Origin of the sequence: Stenotrophomonas sp. CFBP 13718 (assembly GCF_014842145.1) — a bacterium.
Taxonomy (GTDB): domain Bacteria; phylum Pseudomonadota; class Gammaproteobacteria; order Xanthomonadales; family Xanthomonadaceae; genus Stenotrophomonas.
Genome location: NZ_JACYVC010000010.1, coordinates 62,360 through 80,883 on the forward strand (window position 1 = coordinate 62,360; position 18,524 = coordinate 80,883).

Sequence of the window (18,524 nt, forward strand, 5' to 3'; positions counted from 1 at the left end):
AGCGCCATGGATGGCGCGAAACAAGGCACGCATGGATGCAGCTTTTGCCGTCCCCCGCCAGCCCACCCCGCCCCGCCAACACGCAGCCCTGCAGCCTTGGACGTTGGCTTTGACGTTGACGTTGCCGTTGCCTCTGCAGGTGCCGGGCGCAGCCCGGCCCCACACACCCTTACACCGATTCGCCGAACGCCTTCGCCAGGTTCTGGTAGGCCTTCTTCTGGGCCTCGTCGGTGGCCGCCGGGGCGACGATCTCCAACTCCACGATCTGGTCGCCGTCCGGATTACCCGGCAGCCCGCGCCCGCGCAGGCGCAGCTTTCGGCCCGCATCGGAATCGGCCGCGATCTTCAGGTCCACCGCGCCGCCCAGCGTGGGGACGCTGATGCTGGTGCCCAGTGCCGCCTGCCAGGGGGTCACCTGCAGGGTGTACAGGATGTTGCGCCCGTCGACCTCAAACTGCGGGTGCGCGGCGTATTCCACTTCGAGCAGGAGATTTCCGCCGTCGGTACCCTGCCCGCCCAGCCGGATGACCTGCCCCGGCTTGATGCCCTTGGGCACACGCACGTCCAGCTGCCGCCCGTTGACGGTGATGCGCAGCGTATCGCCGTTGTAGGCCGCCTCCAGCGGAACCGACAGCTTGGCCCGGGTGTCACGCTGCGGTGCCTGGCCGGCACTGCTGAACCCCGGGCCCGGCCCACGGCCACCGGCGCCGCGCTGGCGGGCGAACAGGCTCTCGAAGAAGTCGCTGAAGCCGCCGTTGGCCGCGCCGCCACCACCGAATACCTCTTCGAAATTGAAGCCTGCGCCACCACCGTAGTTCGGCGGCACATTGAATTCTTCGCCAGGCCGGTAGCCCTGCGCGCGCAACTGATCGTAGGCGGCGCGCTTCTGCGGATCCCGCAGGGCCTCGTACGCCTCGTTGATGCCCTTGAACGTGTCTTCCGCCCCGGCCTCCTTGCTGACGTCCGGGTGGAACTTGCGTGCCAGCCGCCGGTAGGCGGTCTTGATCTCGGCCTCGCCTGCGGTCGGCTCGACCCCCAGGGTGGCGTAGTAATCCTTGAATTCCATCGTGCTACCTCGATTGATCCGTCGGCACCGGGGGCGCCGACCCATGCATATTCTAGCGGCAGCCGCGTGCGGGGCCGGTCAGCAGCTGCACCGGCGGCGCCTGGTTCGGCAGATGGGCCTCAACGCCGGTTTTTCAATCCGTTGACACCGCCATTCCACGGCCTTGCCTACCCTGCAGGCCTGCAAGGAGACCCCATGAGCATCCGCGTCGGCGACCGCATTCCGGAAGTGACACTCAAGCGTATCCGCGATGGCATCGAAACACTGGATACCCGCGCCCTGTTCGAGGGCCGCAAGGTCGTATTGTTTGCCGTCCCGGGTGCTTTCACCCCGACGTGCTCGGCACAGCACCTGCCCGGCTACGTCACGCGCTTTGCCGAGTTCCGCCAGCGTGGCATCGAGGTGTACTGCCTGGCGGTAAACGACCCCTTCGTCATGAACGCCTGGGGAAAAGACCAGAACGTGCCGGACGGACTGTTGATGTTGTCCGACGGCAATGGCGACTTCAGCCGGGCACTCGATCTGCAGCAGGACTCGAGTGCATCCGGCATGGGCACCCGCTCCCGCCGGTTTGCCCTTTACGTGGAGGACGGCACCGTCCGTGGCGCATGGGTCGATGCGCCGGGCGCGTTCGAGGTGTCCTCCGCCGACCACGTGCTGCAGCAGCTACCCGCGTAGGTCGACGACCACGCGTCCCCCCACCGAAAGGAGAAAAGGCCAGCCATGTCAAAGCCAGCCAACCAACCGCATCCCGCCCATCCCGCTGGCATCAGCGACCGTCAGGTACTGCGTGAGAACGCGCGCCGCAATGTGGAAGATGGGGCAATCACCGATTCCTACAGTGCCGACCGCAAGGCCGTCATCAAACTGCTCAACGATGCCCTCGCCACCGAATACGTGTGCGTGCTCCGGTACTACCGCCACTACTTCACTGCCAAGGGGATGTTCGCCGAGTCGGTGAAGGCCGAATTCCTCGAACACGCGCAGCAGGAACAGGCACACGCGGGCAAGCTGGCCGAGCGCATCGTGCAGTTGGGCGGCGAGCCGGACTTCAATCCCGACACGCTGACCGCACGGTCGCATGCCGAATACAAAGAAGGCACCGACCTGCGTGACATGGTCCGTGAGAACCTGATCGCCGAACGCATCGCGATCGACAGCTATCGCGAGATGATCAACTTCGTCGGTGACAAGGACACCACGACCAAGCGCATCCTGGAGGAGATCCTCGCGCAGGAAGAAGAACACGCGGATGAGTTCGCTGACCTGCTGGATGGCTGGATCGGCAAGTAATTCGCCCAGGCAGCAGGGCAGTGGGTGACGATCGGCTGTCGTCACTCACTGCGCTGGCCGATGCCCTGCCGTCCAGCATCAACGCGCTACTGAAAAGCGCACCTGGGTCCATGCACCGTCGTTGGCAAGCGCGGTCAGCGTGTGTGCACCCGTCTGCTCGAGCACCGGGTTGAAGGGTTGCGCACCGCGGGTGCGTGCCAACCAGCGCCCGTCCATCAGCCAATCAATCTCGTGCTCGCTGCCCAGCGCGCGAAGCTGCAGGCGGACGCCCTGGGTGTTGCCGGGCGCACGCGCCAACGTCGCGCCGTCGTTCAGTCCGTCGATGTGCAGGGCGATGCTGGATTGGCGCCCATCATCACGACAATCCGGTGCCAGGGCCGGCAGCTGCGAGGCCTTGCGCGCCGCCTCTGGCAGCCACGGTGACAGCAGTGCGGGCCAGCGCGCGATCTCGCGCTCTTCCTCATCGTGCACCGCGCTGCAGTCGGCTGAAAGGCGCAGGCCGGTGACGGCGTCAACCTGGTAGCGCTGCCTGCCGGGCTGCCAGCGGCGCGCATCGCGCTCGGCGAAGGTCGGCGGTACGTTGCCGTCGAGCAGCCACGCCTTCAGACGTCGCTGGCACAAAGCGGGCGGCAGCTCGGACGCCAGCCCGCCACCCGGCCAGCAGATGTCGGCCTGGCTGACGCTCACGGGCGCCGGCACGGCGTGGCCCGCGCCTGCACCGCGCGGCAGGCTGTCCACCACTTCGAACATAAGCGGCAGCGCCGTGACGGCGCCGTACTGCCCGGGCAGCGGTGTGCCATCGGGCCGTCCGACCCATACCCCCACCGTGTACTGGCGAGTGCTGCCGATCGCCCAGGCATCGCGGTAGCCATAGCTGGTTCCGGTCTTCCACGCGACCCGCGGGCGCCCTCCCACATCGAAGGTATCGGTGCCCTGCCCCGGCCGCGGGTTGGCCTCCAGCATCTCGCGGGTGATCCATGCCGCGCCCGGTGACACCAGCCTGCGCTCCTGCAGGGGCGCCTCATCGGTATAGCGCACGCGCCCGGCGATTCCGCCCCGGTTCAACGCCGAAAAGGCACCCACCAGGTCTTCCAGGCGCGCGCCTGTGCCGCCCAGGATCAACGAAAGATTCGGTGAACTGCCGCGTGGAAACCGCAACTGGATGCCGGCATGCGACAGACGCGCGGCAAAGCGCGCAGGCCCCACACGGTCCAACAGGTCCACGGCAGGCACGTTCAGCGACAGACGCAACGCCGTGGCCGCGCTTACCGGGCCGTTGAAGGCCTCATCGAAGTTGCCCGGCCGGTAGCCGCCGAAGCTCTGCGGCGCATCCACCAGCAGGCTTTCCGAATGGATGAGTCCGTCATCCAGCGCCATGGCGTACAGGAACGGCTTCAGCGTGGAGCCTGGCGAACGCCAGGCCTGCACCATGTCCACATGGCCCAGCCGTTGCCGATCACCGAAATTCAAGGTGCCCACATAAGCGCGCGCCTGCAGGGTCTGGTTGTCGATGACCAGCAGCGCTGCCGAAGTCCGTTCGGGCAGGGTGGAAAAATAGCTGGCGAGGCGTTCTTCCAGCGTGCGTTGCAGGTCGATGTCGATGCTGCTCTGGATGCGCGCCTGGTCAGGCTGCGCTGCGTGCAGCCGCTGGGCCAGCAAGGCCGCATGCAGGGGCGGCCGCAGGGAGCGAGCCACCACGGTTTCCATGCGCGCATCGGCCACCACGTCGGCGGGCCATTGCTGCAGCGATTGCATGCGCGCCAGCACCTTGTCCCGGGCCCGCTGCGCTGCCTCCGGATGCCGGTCCGGCCGCAGCCGGCTGGGCGCCTGTGGCAGAACAGCCAGCAAGGCCGCTTCGGCGTGCGACAGGTGCGCTGCGGATTTGCCCAGATACGCCCAGCTCGCCGCCTCCACCCCTTCGATGGTGCCGCCGTAAGGCGCGCGCTCCAGGTACAGGGTCAGGATATCGCGCTTGCTGAGGTGTACTTCCAGCTGCAGCGCCCGCAGTACCTGCTTGAGCTTGCCCCACGGCGTACGCGTGTGCGGATCCAGGATGCGCGCGACCTGCATGGTCAAGGTCGAGCCGCCGGATACGATGCGGCGCTGCCCTGCCATCTGCTTGCCTGCACGCAGCAGTGCGACCGGATTGATGCCGGGGTGGCGCCAGAACCAGCGATCCTCATATCCCAACAAGGCCTGCAGATAGAGCGGCGACACCGCCTCCACCGACGCCGGATAGCGCCACACCCCTTCTGCGTCCGCAAAGGCGCGCAACGGGCTGCCGTCCTGCGCTACCACCAGCGTACTGGTATCACGCCGCGTCGGCAGCGGCGGCGGGAAGACGAGGTCCATCACCAGCAGGGTCACCAGCAGCGCAGCCAGCGCCCAGCGCACCCAGCGCAGAATCGGACCAGACCAAGGGAGGCGACGGCGGAAGCGGGCAGACGATGCGATCACGCGCTGCACCTGCCGGCAACAGCGACACGGGCGAGCCATTCCGGCACGGCTGCGCAACGGTTTCCACCCTGGGCTGCGGCGCCGCGCTTTTTCTCCGCTTCCCGGACACCTCGATGCCCTTCATTGCTCGTACTTCCCTGTTCCGCACCGGCCTGCTGGCTGCAGCCGTATGCGCGACGGCCGCGTCGGCCTGCGGCGACCCACCTCACTGGGGCTACGACAACCTGGCCAGCCCGTCCCAGTGGGCTGGCATCGCGCCTGCCTGTGCCGGCCCCCAGCAGTCGCCCATCGATCTGTGAAGCAGCGACATCCAGCACGGCGCGAAGTCCGCACTTGAATCGGATTAACAGGACACCCGCTTCGAGGTGATCAACAACGGTCACACCCTGCAGGCGACGCCGCAGCCGGGTGGCGCGAACACCATCACGCTTGACGGTGAAACGTTCACGCTGGCCCAGTTCCACGTGCACACGCCCAGCGAGCATATCCGCCTGTACGCCCCCATCAATCCGGCACGATTGCTGCCTGACCACTCCCGCGTCGTCCATTACACCGGTTCACTGACCACGCCGCCGTGCACCGAAGGCGTGCTGTGGAACATCGAAATGGAACCGCAGACCATCTCCCGGCAGCAGCTGGACGCGCTGCGGTTTGTGTTCCCGCACAACGCGCGACCGATCCAGTCATTCAACAAGCGCGCGCTCATCGACGAGCCGGCCGCGCCGTGATCCGCCGCCCGGATAGGCTGCGTGCGCAGCCCATCCGGCGTTGCCACCAGGCACGCGATCACGGCTGCACCACCGTGATCGTCGACGGATTGCTCCGGCCTACGCCCCGCAGCTGCGGCCGGTACATGTCTTCCACCAACGAGGGTGGCACGGTGTAGGTCCCCGGCGTCACCGCACGCACGAGGTAGAACACGGTCGCCTTGCTGCCGCGCGACAACTTCAGCGCGGCGACGTAGCGGTCGTCGCGGAACTCCTCATGCTGCACCTGGGCCGCATCGCTGCGGTCGTTGATGCCGATGCCGTCGACCACCACGTCGGCCCACTGCTTCGCATCGCCCAGGTTGAAGTTCTCGATCTCCAGGCCGGCCGGCAGCAGGTCAGTGAGCAGGGCGTCAGGCATCGTGCCGTCCGGGGTGACCGTGACCCGCACGATCAGCGCCTCGCCTTCCTTCAACGGACGCGGCGTCCAGGGCTTACCGTCGGTACCGAACCAGCTGCGCTCCACGCCTATCACGCTGTTGTCCGGCGCCGGCGCGGTGCGCGGAATGCCGGCCACGTCGATGCTGGCGAACATCGGAGGCTCGCCCGTGGGACTGAACCGTACGCCGCTGGCCAGCTGGACCGCATCGAAGCTGCGGCCGAACAAACGGCGCTCACTGATGACTTCGGACTGCGCGCCGATGACCAGCTCGCCGGCCACCCGCTTCTTCTGGTTGGCGGCCAGCGCCTTGCCCAATCGCGCGATCGCCACCTGCTCCTGCGTGCTCAGCCACATCCAGCCGCTGTTGCGGCGCGCATCCAGCTCGCGGCCCAGAGCGACCGAACGGGCGTCCCAGGCCGACGTGGCCAGGCCGTGCTCGTGCGTGAGCGCGATCATCAACGCATCGTCGCGGATCGCGCTGCCGTAGTCACCGAAGTAGGACGGCCGCTCGCTGCTTGGCTTGGCGAAGCCAGCGGCAATGGCGGCCTCACCCCGCTTGCGGTCGCCCTGCAGCGACAGCGCAACGCCCAGGTGCACCAGCGGCAGCCCGCCGATGGCCTTGGCCCGCTCGTTGTCATACAGCGTGCGCAGGGTACCCAGCGGCGCACGGTTGACCCGTGCCAGCACATAACCGGAATACGCTTGGTTGGCGAACTTCAGGTTGTCGCGGCGATCCTGTCCATAGAACTGGTTGCCCCCGGACAGCAGATCCTCGCTGAGGCGGTTGAGCGCTTTCTGCAGTACGTTGTCCGGCACAGCGAAACCGGCATCGCGCGCATCCAGCAGGAACTCGGTGATGTAGGGCGTCAGCCACGGATTGACGTAACCGTCGTCACCCCACATCGAGAAGTTGCCGTTGGCCACCTGCATCGACGCCAGTCGACCAAAGGCACCTTCCATGCGCTCACGACGGACCTTCGCATCCAGGCCATCGGCGCCCAGCATGGACGACGTCGCCTGGTCCAGGATCAGGGCGGCGTAGCCCTTGCTGGTGGTCTGCTCGGCACAGCCATAGGGATAATTCAATGCGCCCTGCAGCGCGCTGGCGAACGGAATCGGCGGCAGCGGGCTGACCAGCAGGCGTGCGGTCACCGACTCGGCCATCAACCCGTCCAGCAGGGTGCTGTCCAGGTTCACCGCGGCCAGCGGATCCAGCGTACGCACCTGCGAACGCAGCACCTGCGGCCATGCCGCGCGCACGGGCAGTTCATAGCGGCGGTCCGCCTTGAAGCCATTGCCCTCCACGCGCACGCGCACCTTGGCCACGCTGTGCCCGTCACGCGCACTCAGTGGGAAGCTCAGGGTGCTCTTGGCATCGGCAGCCAGCTGCACGCTGCGGGTACCCTCGCCCAGGCTCAACGGGCCGTCGGTGTCCACCCGCACGTTGAACTGGCCGGGCTTTCCGGTGAAGTTCTGCACATCCAGAGTCACCGTACTGCGGTCACCCGGCGCCAGCACGCGCGGCATGCTGGCCTCGGCCAGGATCGGGGCGCGCACTACCGTCTCCACGTCACGCTTGCCGTAGTGGTCATCGGAATAGACCAGCGCCGATACGCGCAGCGTGCCGTTGAAGTCGGGCACTTTCAAACGGATGCGCGCATTGCCCTTGGCATCAAGCTGCACAGGGCCGGTGAACAGATCCACGGTCTGCACCCGCGCGGTGGGCCGCTTGGCCTGCGGCAACGCCGCCAGCGCCATGTCGCCACCGAACTTCAGCTTGCCGCTGCTGCCGTCGAAGCTCTCGATGACCCGGCTGTAGATGTCATACGCATCGATGCCCAGCCGACGCTGTGCGAAGAAATGCGCCGCCGCGTCCGGCACCGGGAACCGGGTGATGTTGAGGATGCCGACGTCCACGGCGGACACCGTCACGTAGGCGGACTTGCCCGCCAGCTGCGGCGCACTCACCGTCACCGGCAGGTCCTGCTCCGGACGCATCTGCTTCGGTGCGACCAGACCGACCGCCACCGTCCGTGCCTTGCGGTCCATCGGTACGTGCACCACGCCCACGGCCCGCGCCGGCGTCACCTTGCTGGGCGCACTGCCGCCGCGGAACACCAGCGCGGTGATGTAGACATCGTGCCGCTCCCAGTCTGCAGTGACTGGAATCTTGAACGTACTGCCCGGCTTGGCGTCGATGTCCTGCACGTAGATCATGCGATCGGTCTCCACCATCAGCACGCCACGTCCGGCATGCGGCGGCGTCACCGCCACTTCCAGTGTGTCGCCGGCCTTGTAGCCGGTCTTGTCCAACGCCAGCTTGACCTTGTCCGGGCGCGCATCCAGGCCGCGGTTGTCATCGCCCCAGCTCCAGCCCGCCCGGAACGGATAGCGGCTGGTCAGTCCGGTCGCCGGGTCGAATACATCGACGCGGTACTCACCCCATTCCACCGGCACGTCGAAGGCCACCGCGCTGGTGCCCGCATCGACGGTGCGGGTGTCTTTGTTCTCGAAGCGACGGGTGAAATCGTAGTCCCAGCGGTTGTCGTTGAATGCCCAGTGGTAGTCACGCAGCTCGCGTACCAGGGTGACTTTCAGGCCCTTCGCGGGCTGCGGCTTGCCTGCCGCATCCACACGCATCAGCTCGAAGCGCGCGGTGCCGTTGGCATCGGCACCGTCGTCAGGGTTGAACAAGGGGCGTACGCCGACCAGCGCCGCAGCCGGCCACATCACCCGCTTCAAGGAGCGGTTGACGGTGCGGCCACCGGTTTCATACAGGCTGCCCGACAGCACCACCGCCACAGGCGTCTTCGCTTTGGCTGCCTCTTCCGGCAGGTCGATATCCTGCTTCAGCGAGCCGTTGGCCGGCAGCTCGGTATCCAGCACATCCTTTGCTTCGCGCGGCAATGCCACGGTCGGGTCGCCGAAGAAATAGCCTGGCAGACCCTCCACCGGCTGTTGCTCCACCGCCACGGCCAGGCGCGCGGTCAGCCGATTGCCATCGGCCGGCGCGCCGTACAGATACGCGCCGTCTGCCTGCAGGCGCAGCGTATCGCCCGGCTTGAGGCTTTTCTGCGGGCTGTCCAGGTCCAGCTTCATGCGCTCCGGCAGGAACTCTTCGATCCGCAGGGTCATGCCCTGGATCGCTTCCTTGCTGGCCGGGTCGGTACGGAACTCCACCTGCCAGCGGCCTGTCGGCGCGTCGGCGGGGATCAGTTGTTCGAAATTGAAGTATCCCTGCGCGCCCGGCTGCAGCTGGGTCTCGCGGAAAATCTTGCCGTCGGGCTGCTTCAGGCGCAGGAACACGGGTTGGCGGGCCTTTGCATCCTTGCCGGCTGCGACCGGCTTGCCGTCGTTGTCGCGCAGCAGCGCCGACAGCCTGATCGTTTCTCCCGGGCGATACAGGTCACGCCCGGACCAGGCAAATACATCGAACCAGGCATTGTCGCGGCCGGCGACGGCGAACTCGCTCAGGTCCAGCGCGGGCTGGTTGAACGGGATGAAACTGGTGTCCTTGCCGCTGCCTGCCACCAGCACGTGGCTGGCATCCAGCGTGTAATCCAGCAGCGCATTGCCGTTGCCGTCGGTGCTGCCGCGCAGAACGACCTCGCCCTTGCCATCGAGCACGCGCACGTCGACCTTCTTCAGCGGCGAACCGTCCTTCAACGAGGCGGTATGGACGAACAGCTTGTCCTTGTAGGCCCGCGTATGCAGGCCGATGTCACTGACGCTGAAGAACGCCGTGTCGAACTCGCCATCGAAGGCACCGGTGCGCTTGAGCACGGCGAAATACAGCCCTGGCTCCTGCAGCTCTTTGATGTCCTGCGTCGGCAGGTAGGTCAGCACGCGTTCGTTCTGCTTGCTACCCAGGATGAAACGGTTGACGTACACCGGCTCGGCCAGACGGCTGATCGGGGTGCGCTCGCTGTAATCACTGTCCAGCTCCCAGCTGCCACGGCGGCCGCCGCGCTGGTACTGGCTGAAGAACGTGGGCAGCTCCTTTTCGCGGACCCGCAGGAACTCCACGTCCACTTCCGGCACGTTGACCGACACCACGGGCAGGCCGCGGCTGTCACGGGCCGGCAGGACACTGCCCTGCGAGGCGAAGCCGGCGACCGCCTTCAGCTCACCGCTGAAGACCTTCTGCCGCAGTTCCTTGCCAAGCCGGCTGCCATCGGCGGCCAGCAGGTCCTCGGACACCACCAGTGAATATTCCTTGGCCGCTTCGACGAACGGATAGCGCAGCGTCCTGCCGTCGTCGGACAGGGTCCAGCTGCTGTCTTCGGTGCCGACCTTTTCTTCGAAGCGCACCAGCGCGTCGAAATCCTGCGTACCGACCAGCGGCCGCGAAAACTCCAGCGCCAGCGACAGACCGTCGTTCTTCTGGTCGGGGTAAGCGCGCAGCAGGACGAACTCGGTCACCTGCTCAGCCTTGGCGGCGATCGCCTCGCCGCTGGCGGCAGGCAGCTGACCGCTTTCATTGCGGTTGCAGCCGACCAGTCCCGCCAGCATGCTTCCTGCCAGCAGGGCCGTCGCCCACCCCCATTTCCGAAGCCGCGCAGGACCGGTCATGTCGTCACTCCTTGAACAAGGAGGGCATTATGCCCCTCCCTGCACCGGTAGTGACGGCTGCTGGCCGTCATCCGTCATCCGCATCCGACAGGGTAGTGAGAGCCGCTGGCCGTCAACGGGCATCGCGCTGACGGCCAGCGGCCGTCACTACCACGTCAAGGCGTCACTACCGCTTCAAAGCGTGTCGGCCGGCACCCGCACCGTGCCTTCCATCAACACCCGTGCGCTGCGGCTCATGATGGCCTTGGTCACCACCCACTGGCCGTCGACCTGCGACGCCTGGGCCCCCACCCGCAACGTGCCGGACGGATGGCCGAAGGTGACGGCCTCGCGCGTGCCGCCGCCTGCCGCCAGGTTGACCAGCGTACCGGGAATGGCCGCGGCCGTGCCGATCGCCACCGCGGTCGTCCCCATCATCGCGTGGTGCAGCTTGCCCATCGACAGCGCACGCGCATGCAGGTCGATGGCGGTGGCCGCAATGGTCTTGCCGCTGGACGAAACGAAGTCCTGCGCCGGGGCCACGAACGCAACCTTGGGCGTGTGCTGTCGTGTTGCGGCCTGTGACACGTCTCCGATCAGGCCCATGCGCACCGCACCCTGGGCGCGGATCGCCTCGAATTTCTCCAGCGCTGCGCGGTCCTCGTTGATCGCCGGCTGCAGTTCCGTCCCGGTATAGCCCAGGTCTGCCGCGTTGAGGAAGATGGTGGGGATGCCCGCCGTGATCATCGTGACCTTGAACGTGCCGACACCGGGCACCTCCAGGTCATCCACCACATTACCGGTCGGGAACAGGGCCGCGCCTTCGTCACCGTCGGACGGGTCCAGGAACTCCAACTGGATCTCCGCCGCCGGGAAGGTCACGCCGTCCAGCTCGAAGTCGCCCATTTCCTGCACCTCGCCATTGCGCATCGGCACATGGGCGATGATCGTCCTGCCGATGTTGGCCTGCCAGATGCGCACCGTGCACACGCCGTCACGCGGCACGCGCGACGGATCGATGAAGCCATTGCTGATGGCGAAAGGACCGACGGCGGTGCTCAGGTTGCCGCAGTTGCCACTCCAATCGACGAATGCGGTGTCGATGGAGACTTGGCCGTAAAGGTAGTCGACATCGTGGTCCGGCACGCTGGCGCTGGAGATGATCACGCACTTGCTGGTGCTGGACGTCGCCCCGCCCATGCCGTCGGTGTGCTTGCCATACGGGTCCGGCGAGCCGATCACCCGCATCAGCAGCGCATCGCGCCCCGGGCCGGGAAGCTGCGCGGCGAACGGCAGGTCCTGCAGGCGGAAGAACACACCCTTGCTGGTACCGCCACGCAGGTACGTGGCGGGAATGCGGCGCTGCGGGAGATCATTCATGAGACAGGATCCTGGAAGAATGAAGGCATCAGGCGACCTGGGTCGCCTCGAGGAAATCCTGCGCAAAGCGCTGCAGCACCCCACCGGCCTCGTAGATGGACACCTCTTCGGCGGTATCCAGGCGGCAGGTCACCGGCACCATCACCTGGCCCCCGTCGCGGCGATGGATCACCAGCGTCAGCTCGGCCCGTGGCACGCGCTCGCCGACCACATCGAACGTCTCGGTGCCATCGATGCCCAGGGTCAGGCGGGTAACACCCGGCTTGAACTCGAGCGGCAGCACGCCCATGCCGATCAGGTTGGTGCGGTGGATGCGCTCGAAGCCCTCTGCCGCGATCGCCTCCACGCCGGCGAGTCGTACGCCCTTTGCCGCCCAGTCACGCGAACTGCCCTGCCCATAATCGGCACCCGCGATGATGATCAGCGGCTGCTTGCGCTGCATGTAGGTCTCGATCGCTTCCCACATGCGCAGTACCTGGCCTTCCGGCTCCACGCGCGCCAGCGAGCCCTGCTTCACCACGCCGTCCACCACCGCCATCTCGTTGATCAGCTTCGGGTTGGCAAAGGTGGCGCGCTGGGCGGTCAGGTGATCGCCGCGATGGGTCGCATAGGAATTGAAGTCCTCCTCGGGCAGGCCCATCTTCGCCAGGTACTCACCGGCTGCGCTGCTGGCCAGGATCGCATTGGACGGCGAAAGATGATCGGTGGTGATGTTGTCACCGAGCACCGCCAGCGGCCGCATGCCCGTCAGGCTGCGCTCGCCCGCCAGCGCACCTTCCCAGTACGGCGGTCGGCGGATGTAGGTGCTCTGCGGCCGCCAGTCGTACAACGGGCTGATCGGCGCACCGTGCTCCACCTTGAAGGTGAACATCGGCTCGTACACCTTGCGGAACTGTTCCGGCTTGACGCTGGCCTTGACCACCGCATCGATCTCTTCGTCGCTCGGCCAGAGGTCTTTCAAGGTGATCGGGTTGCCCAGCGCATCCGTGCCCAGTGCATCTTTCTCGATGTCAAAGCGCACCGTACCGGCGATGGCGTAGGCCACCACCAGCGCCGGCGACGCGAGGAAGGCCTGCTTGGCGTAAGGATGGATGCGGCCATCGAAGTTCCGGTTGCCCGACAGCACGGCCGTGGCATACAGGTCGCGGTCGATGATTTCCTGCTGGATCACCGGATCCAGCGCGCCGCTCATGCCGTTGCAGGTGGTGCAGGCGAATCCCACGATGCCAAAACCCAGCTGCTCCAGCTCGACCAGCAGATCGGCCTCTTCCAGGTACAGTTGCACGGCCTTGGAACCGGGGGCCAGCGAGCTCTTCACCCAGGGCTTGCGCGTCAGGCCGGCACGGTTCGCGTTGCGCGCAAGCAGCGCCGCGCCGATCACATTACGCGGATTGCTGGTATTGGTGCAGCTGGTGATCGCGGCGATGATCACCGCGCCGTCAGGCATCAGGCCCTCGGCCTGCTCGACCCTGCCGGACGCCAGCTTGGCCTCGTCGGAAATACCGCGTGCGGCCAGCTCGCTGGTGGCGACGCGCTTGTGCGGGTTGGACGGTCCCGCCATGTTGCGCACCACGCTGGACAGGTCGAACTGCAGCACACGCTCGTACCGCACCTGCCCCAGGTCGTCGGACCAGAGGCCGGTCGCCTTCGCATAGGTCTCCACCAGTTCGATCTGGGCCTCTTCGCGGCCGGTCAGGCGCAGGTAGTCCAGCGTCTGCTGGTCGATGGAGAACATCGCAGCGGTCGCGCCGAACTCCGGCGTCATGTTGGATATCGTCGCGCGGTCGCCGATGCTGAGCGCGCTCGCACCCGCGCCGAAGAACTCGATCCATGCGCCCACCACGCGCGACGCGCGCAGGAACTCGGTCAGCGCCAGCACGATGTCGGTACACGTGATGCCCGGCTGCGGTCGACCGGTCAGCTCCACCCCGATGATGTCCGGCAGGCGCATCCACGAAGCACGGCCGAGCATCACACTCTCTGCTTCCAGGCCACCGACACCGATGGCGATCACCCCCAGTGCGTCCACGTGCGGGGTGTGGCTGTCGGTGCCCACGCAGGTATCCGGGAACGCGACGCCATCGCGTATCTGGATCACCGGCGACATCTTTTCCAGGTTGATCTGATGCATGATCCCGTTGCCCGGCGGAATCACGTCAACGTTCTCGAAGGCCTTCTTGGTCCAGTTGATGAAATGGAATCGGTCTTCGTTGCGGCGGTCCTCGACGGCGCGATTACGCGCGAACGCGGCCTTGTCGAAGCCGGGATACTCCACGGCCAGCGAGTGGTCGACGATCAACTGGGTGGGCACCACCGGATTGATCCGGGCCGGGTCACCACCCGCATCGGCGATGGCATCACGCAGCCCGGCCAGGTCCACCAGGGCGGTCTGGCCGAGGATGTCATGGCACACCACGCGCGCGGGGAACCACGGGAAGTCGAGGTCCTGGCGGCGCTCGATCAGCTGCCGCAGGAACGGCTCCAACATGGCCGGGTCACAACGGCGCACCAGGTTTTCAGCCAGCACGCGCGACGTATAAGGCAGCGTGGCATAGGCACCGGGCTGGATCGCATCGATCGCAGCACGGGTATCAAAATAGTCCAGCGTCGTGCCGGCGAGGGGCTTGCGGTATTCGGTGTTCAAAACGGGGCTGTTCATGGCTGGCTCTTGATCGTTGGCGGGCCGGGTGTCGCATCGCCGGCAAACAGGGCGCTGCGACGCCAGAACGAAGCCGGGACGGCCAGGCCGTCCCGCTCCGCAGTGCACCCTTCACGCGGGTGCACATCATGCATCAGGCGCGCTTGTCGATCGGCACGAACGCCTGGTCTTCCGGACCGGTGTAGTTGGCACTCGGACGGATGATCTTTCCATCGATGCGCTGCTCGATGACATGCGCACTCCAACCGGAGGTGCGTGCGATGACGAACAACGGGGTGAACATCGCCGTCGGTACGCCCATCATGTGGTAACTGACCGCACTGAACCAGTCCAGGTTGGGGAACATCTTCTTGATGTCCCACATCACCGTCTCAAGACGTTCGGCGATGTCGTACATCTTCGTGCTGGACTGTTCTTCGGACAGCTCGCGGGCCACGTCCTTGATCACCTTGTTGCGTGGATCGGACACCGTGTACACCGGATGGCCGAAACCGATCACCACTTCCTTGCGCTCCACGCGTGCCTTGATGTCGGCCTCCGCCTCATCGGCCGTGTCGTAACGCTTCTGCACTTCGAACGCCACTTCATTGGCGCCGCCGTGCTTCGGGCCACGCAATGCGCCGATGCCGCCCGCGATGGCGCTGAACATGTCGCTGCCCGTGCCGGCGATCACGCGGCACGCGAACGTGGACGCATTGAACTCGTGCTCGGCGTAAAGAATGAGCGACGTATGCATTGCCTTCACCCACGAATCCTGCGGCTTCTCGCCGTGCAGCAGGTGCAGGAAATGGCCACCGATGGAGTCATCGTCGGTTTCCACATCGATGGCGCGACCGTTGTGGCTCCAGTGGTACCAGTACAGCAGCATCGAACCGAGGCAGGCCATCAGCTTGTCGGCGATGTCACGCGCGCCCGGATGATTATGGTCGTCCTTCTCCGGCGATACGCAGCCAAGCACCGACACGCCCGTGCGCATCACGTCCATCGGGTGGGCCGACGGCGGCAGCTCTTCCAGCGCGGCCTTGACCGACGCCGGGATGCCGCGCAGTGCCTTCAGCTTGGCCTTGTAAGCGACCAGTTCGGCCCGGGTGGGCAGCTTGCCGTGCACCAGCAGGTGGGCGATTTCCTCGAACTCGCTGGTCGTGGCCAGGTCCAGGATGTCGTAGCCCCGGTAGTGCAGATCATTGCCACTGCGGCCTACAGTGCACAGGGCGGTGTTGCCGGCGGCGGTGCCGGACAGCGCGACGGACTTCTTCGGCTTGAAGGTCGGGGTAGCGGTGGTTTCGTTCATGGTTTTCCTCCCGGAAATCGTGAGAGCAGGTTACTTCCTGGCGGCGAACAGCGCATCGAGCTGCTGCTCGAACGCGTGGTAGCCAATGCGGTCATAGAGTTCATTGCGCGTCTGCATGGCGTCGACCACGCTGCGCTGGTGGCCGTCGCGGCGCACCGCTTCGTACACGTTCTCGGCGGCCTTGTTGGCGGCGCGGAAGGCGGACAACGGGAACAGCTGGATGGCCACACCCGCAGATGCCAGCTCATCGCGACTGAACAACGGCGTAGCGCCGAACTCGGTGATGTTGGCAAGCACCGGCACCTTCACCGCATCGACGAAACGACGATAGGTCTCCAGATCATAGGCCGCCTCGGCGAAGATGCCGTCGGCACCCGCGTCGACACAGGCGATGGCGCGCTCGATCGCGGCGTCCACGCCATCCACCTGGATCGCATCGGTGCGCGCGATCAGGAAGAACGCCGGATCCGTCTTGGCATCGGCCGCGGCCTTCACGCGGTCCACCATTTCCTCCTGCGACACGATCTCCTTGCCGGGACGATGACCGCAGCGCTTTGCGCCGACCTGGTCCTCGATATGGCAGGCGGCGGCGCCGGCCTTGATCAGCGACTTGACCGTGCGCGCGATGTTGAACGCGCTCGGGCCGAAGCCGGTATCGATGTCCACCATCAACGGCAGGTCACAGACATCGGTGATGCGGCGGACATCGATCAGCACGTCTTCAAGCGTATTGATGCCCAGGTCCGGCAGGCCCAATGATCCGGCCGCGACGCCGCCACCGGACAGGTAGATGGCACGGTAGCCGGCGCGCTTGGCCAGCAGCGCGTGGTTGGCGTTGATCGCGCCAATCACCTGCAGCGGAGATTCGGCCGCGAGCGCGTCGCGGAATCGGGTGCCAGCGGATACGGGAGAGGCAGTCATGAAGCGATCCTTTCAGTGGTCAGGGTAACAGGCGCAAACTCCGTGCCAACTGCCAAGTTATTGATTTGAATGACAACATACCTGCCACACAATGGAACATATGAAACACTGAAACACCTGTATCATGAAACGTCTCTCTCGATGAGCCGGTCGTGATGCATCTGCCCCGCCTCCCCTTCGTTGCCGCCGAGGCCGATCCCTCCCGGCCGGTCATCTGGACCGTGAGCGTGTCTCGCCTGACGGGATTGCTCGGCGATGTGATCCCGGAGTTCGACCGCCGCGCGCGCATCGAACAGATCAACCTCGGCTTCGAAGAAGCCGTGGCCGTGATCAACCAGCGCCTGCGCCAGGAACACTGCGATGTAGTGATCGCCGGCGGCTCCAACGCCGCTTGGCTGCGCAGCCGGCTGGATGTGCCGCTGGTGCCGATCCAGGCCAACGGCTTCGACCTGATGGAGGCGCTCGCACGGGCACGGCGCATCGCACCTCGCATCGGGCTGGTCACCCACGCCAGTGACGTGCCCACGTTCGGCAGCTTCCAGGACAGCTTCGGCCTGCAGATCGAACACCGCCGCTTCGTGACCCGGGAAGATGCGCGCGATTGCATCGCGGACCTGCGCGCCAACGGGATCGAGGTCATCGTCGGCACCGGCATGGCAATCGATCACGCCGAAGCCGCCGGTCTGCAGGGTGTACTGCTGTATTCGGCCGATTCGGTGCGACAAGCGTTCGAGCATGCCCTGGAACTGACGCATACCCTGGCGCGCTCCGTGACCCGCACCGCGCGCATTCCCCGGCGCAGCAGCCCGCCGGGCCACGGGCAGGTGCTGCTCGGCGACAGCCGGGTGATGCAGGACGTTCGCAAGCAGATTGCCCTGTATGCCCCACACGACAGCACGGTACTGGTCAGCGGCGAGACCGGCACCGGCAAGGAGCTGGTAGCCCGTCAGCTGCATGCGGACAGCGGTCGTCGCGGACGTTTCGTTGCACTCAACTGCGGTGCCATCAGCGAGTCGCTGCTGGAATCCGAACTGTTCGGCTACAGCGACGGTGCCTTCACCGGCGCCCGCCGCGGCGGACGTATCGGCCTGGTGGAAGCAGCGGATGGCGGCACCTTGTTCCTGGATGAAATCGGCGAACTGCCGCTTCCGCTGCAGACGCGGCTGTTGCGGGTCCTGGAAGAGCGCGAGGTGTTGCGGGTGGGCTCGACCGAACCGACGCCGGTCAACCTGCGGGTGGTTGCGGCGACGCTGCAATCGCTGGAGCAGCGGGTGCAGATGGGCCTGTTCCGTCGCGATCTGTATTACCGGCTGGCGACACTGCGCATCGCCCTGCCCGCCCTGCGCGTGCGGCGCGACGATATCCCCCTGCTGGCACGCGCGTTCTTCCAGCAACTGCGAGGCCTGGACGCTCCCCTGGATGAGGATGCCATGGTGGCGCTCGCGGCCGCCGACTGGCCCGGCAACGTGCGCGAACTACGCAATCTGATGGACCGCCTGCGGATTCACTGGCAGCCCAGCGAGGGCCCCGTCAGCCGTGCACGGCTGCTGGAGCTCGCCCCCGAACTGGGCGACGCAGCGGCCGCCGGCGCCATCGTGCCGGGGCGCCCCTCGCCGGCCCACCTGCAGCAGTTGCTTGCCACCCATCGCCATGATCGCGAAGGCATGGCCCAAGCACTGGGCATCTCACGCACCACCCTGTGGCGTTGGCTGCGGGCGGCAGGATTGGCGTAACCCCCCGCCTCCGGTAGAGCCGAT

12 protein-coding genes are annotated in these 18,524 nt (G+C 66.2%); 5 read left to right on the plus strand and 7 right to left on the minus strand.

Annotated elements, in window-relative coordinates; genetic code table 11:
- Nucleotides 1-169: 169 nt before the first annotated feature.
- Nucleotides 170-1,066 carry a DnaJ C-terminal domain-containing protein gene (locus IFT58_RS14970; RefSeq protein WP_192080251.1) on the minus strand — a complete coding sequence of 299 codons (897 nt, stop codon included), beginning with the start codon at nucleotides 1,064-1,066 and terminating at the stop codon, nucleotides 170-172.
- A 195-nt stretch (nucleotides 1,067-1,261) separates the two neighbouring features.
- Between IFT58_RS14970 and IFT58_RS14975 the strand changes: the two genes are divergently transcribed.
- Complete coding sequence (locus IFT58_RS14975) at nucleotides 1,262-1,744, plus strand: peroxiredoxin (protein WP_192095801.1); 483 nt, start codon at nucleotides 1,262-1,264, stop codon at nucleotides 1,742-1,744.
- A gap of 45 nt (nucleotides 1,745-1,789) precedes the next feature.
- Nucleotides 1,790-2,359: a ferritin-like domain-containing protein gene (locus IFT58_RS14980; protein WP_188324640.1), complete on the plus strand. Its 570-nt coding sequence runs from the start codon at nucleotides 1,790-1,792 to the stop codon at nucleotides 2,357-2,359.
- Nucleotides 2,360-2,437: 78 nt separating this feature from the next.
- On the opposite strand, the gene pbpC is transcribed toward IFT58_RS14980, so the two are convergent.
- On the minus strand, nucleotides 2,438-4,855 hold the full coding sequence (gene pbpC, locus IFT58_RS14985) for a penicillin-binding protein 1C (RefSeq protein ID WP_192095803.1): 2,418 nt from the start codon (nucleotides 4,853-4,855) through the stop codon (nucleotides 2,438-2,440).
- Between the two features lie 74 nt (nucleotides 4,856-4,929).
- Here pbpC and IFT58_RS14990 point away from each other — a divergent pair, with 74 nt between their 5' ends.
- Nucleotides 4,930-5,115 carry a carbonic anhydrase family protein gene (locus tag IFT58_RS14990; protein ID WP_192095804.1) on the plus strand — a complete coding sequence of 62 codons (186 nt, stop codon included), beginning with the start codon at nucleotides 4,930-4,932 and terminating at the stop codon, nucleotides 5,113-5,115.
- A gap of 66 nt (nucleotides 5,116-5,181) precedes the next feature.
- A complete protein-coding gene (locus IFT58_RS18850; protein WP_192095806.1) occupies nucleotides 5,182-5,544 on the plus strand; it encodes a carbonic anhydrase family protein in 363 nt (120 codons plus the stop codon).
- Nucleotides 5,545-5,602: 58 nt separating this feature from the next.
- Here IFT58_RS18850 and IFT58_RS15000 read toward each other — a convergent pair whose 3' ends face one another.
- The 5 genes from IFT58_RS15000 to prpB all read right to left on the minus strand — a co-directional run bounded on the left by IFT58_RS15000 (nucleotide 5,603) and on the right by prpB (nucleotide 16,767).
- Nucleotides 5,603-10,537 carry an alpha-2-macroglobulin gene (locus tag IFT58_RS15000; protein ID WP_192095807.1) on the minus strand — a complete coding sequence of 1,645 codons (4,935 nt, stop codon included), beginning with the start codon at nucleotides 10,535-10,537 and terminating at the stop codon, nucleotides 5,603-5,605.
- Between the two features lie 174 nt (nucleotides 10,538-10,711).
- Nucleotides 10,712-11,896 (minus strand): 2-methylaconitate cis-trans isomerase PrpF, encoded by a 1,185-nt coding sequence (gene prpF, locus IFT58_RS15005; RefSeq protein WP_192095809.1) that lies wholly within the window; start codon nucleotides 11,894-11,896, stop codon nucleotides 10,712-10,714.
- Nucleotides 11,897-11,924: 28 nt separating this feature from the next.
- The gene (acnD, locus tag IFT58_RS15010; RefSeq protein ID WP_192095881.1) at nucleotides 11,925-14,540 is read right to left on the minus strand and encodes a Fe/S-dependent 2-methylisocitrate dehydratase AcnD; all 2,616 of its coding nucleotides are present in this window, start codon (nucleotides 14,538-14,540) and stop codon (nucleotides 11,925-11,927) included.
- 148 nt (nucleotides 14,541-14,688) lie between these two features.
- Nucleotides 14,689-15,846 (minus strand): 2-methylcitrate synthase, encoded by a 1,158-nt coding sequence (prpC, locus tag IFT58_RS15015; protein WP_188324645.1) that lies wholly within the window; start codon nucleotides 15,844-15,846, stop codon nucleotides 14,689-14,691.
- A gap of 30 nt (nucleotides 15,847-15,876) precedes the next feature.
- Nucleotides 15,877-16,767, minus strand: a complete 891-nt coding sequence (gene prpB, locus IFT58_RS15020) for a methylisocitrate lyase (RefSeq protein ID WP_192080237.1) — start codon at nucleotides 16,765-16,767, stop codon at nucleotides 15,877-15,879.
- 155 nt (nucleotides 16,768-16,922) lie between these two features.
- Between prpB and prpR the strand changes: the two genes are divergently transcribed.
- Nucleotides 16,923-18,500, plus strand: coding sequence for a propionate catabolism operon regulatory protein PrpR (gene prpR / locus IFT58_RS15025; RefSeq protein ID WP_192080719.1), 1,578 nt, complete (start codon nucleotides 16,923-16,925; stop codon nucleotides 18,498-18,500).
- Nucleotides 18,501-18,524 lie beyond the last annotated feature (24 nt).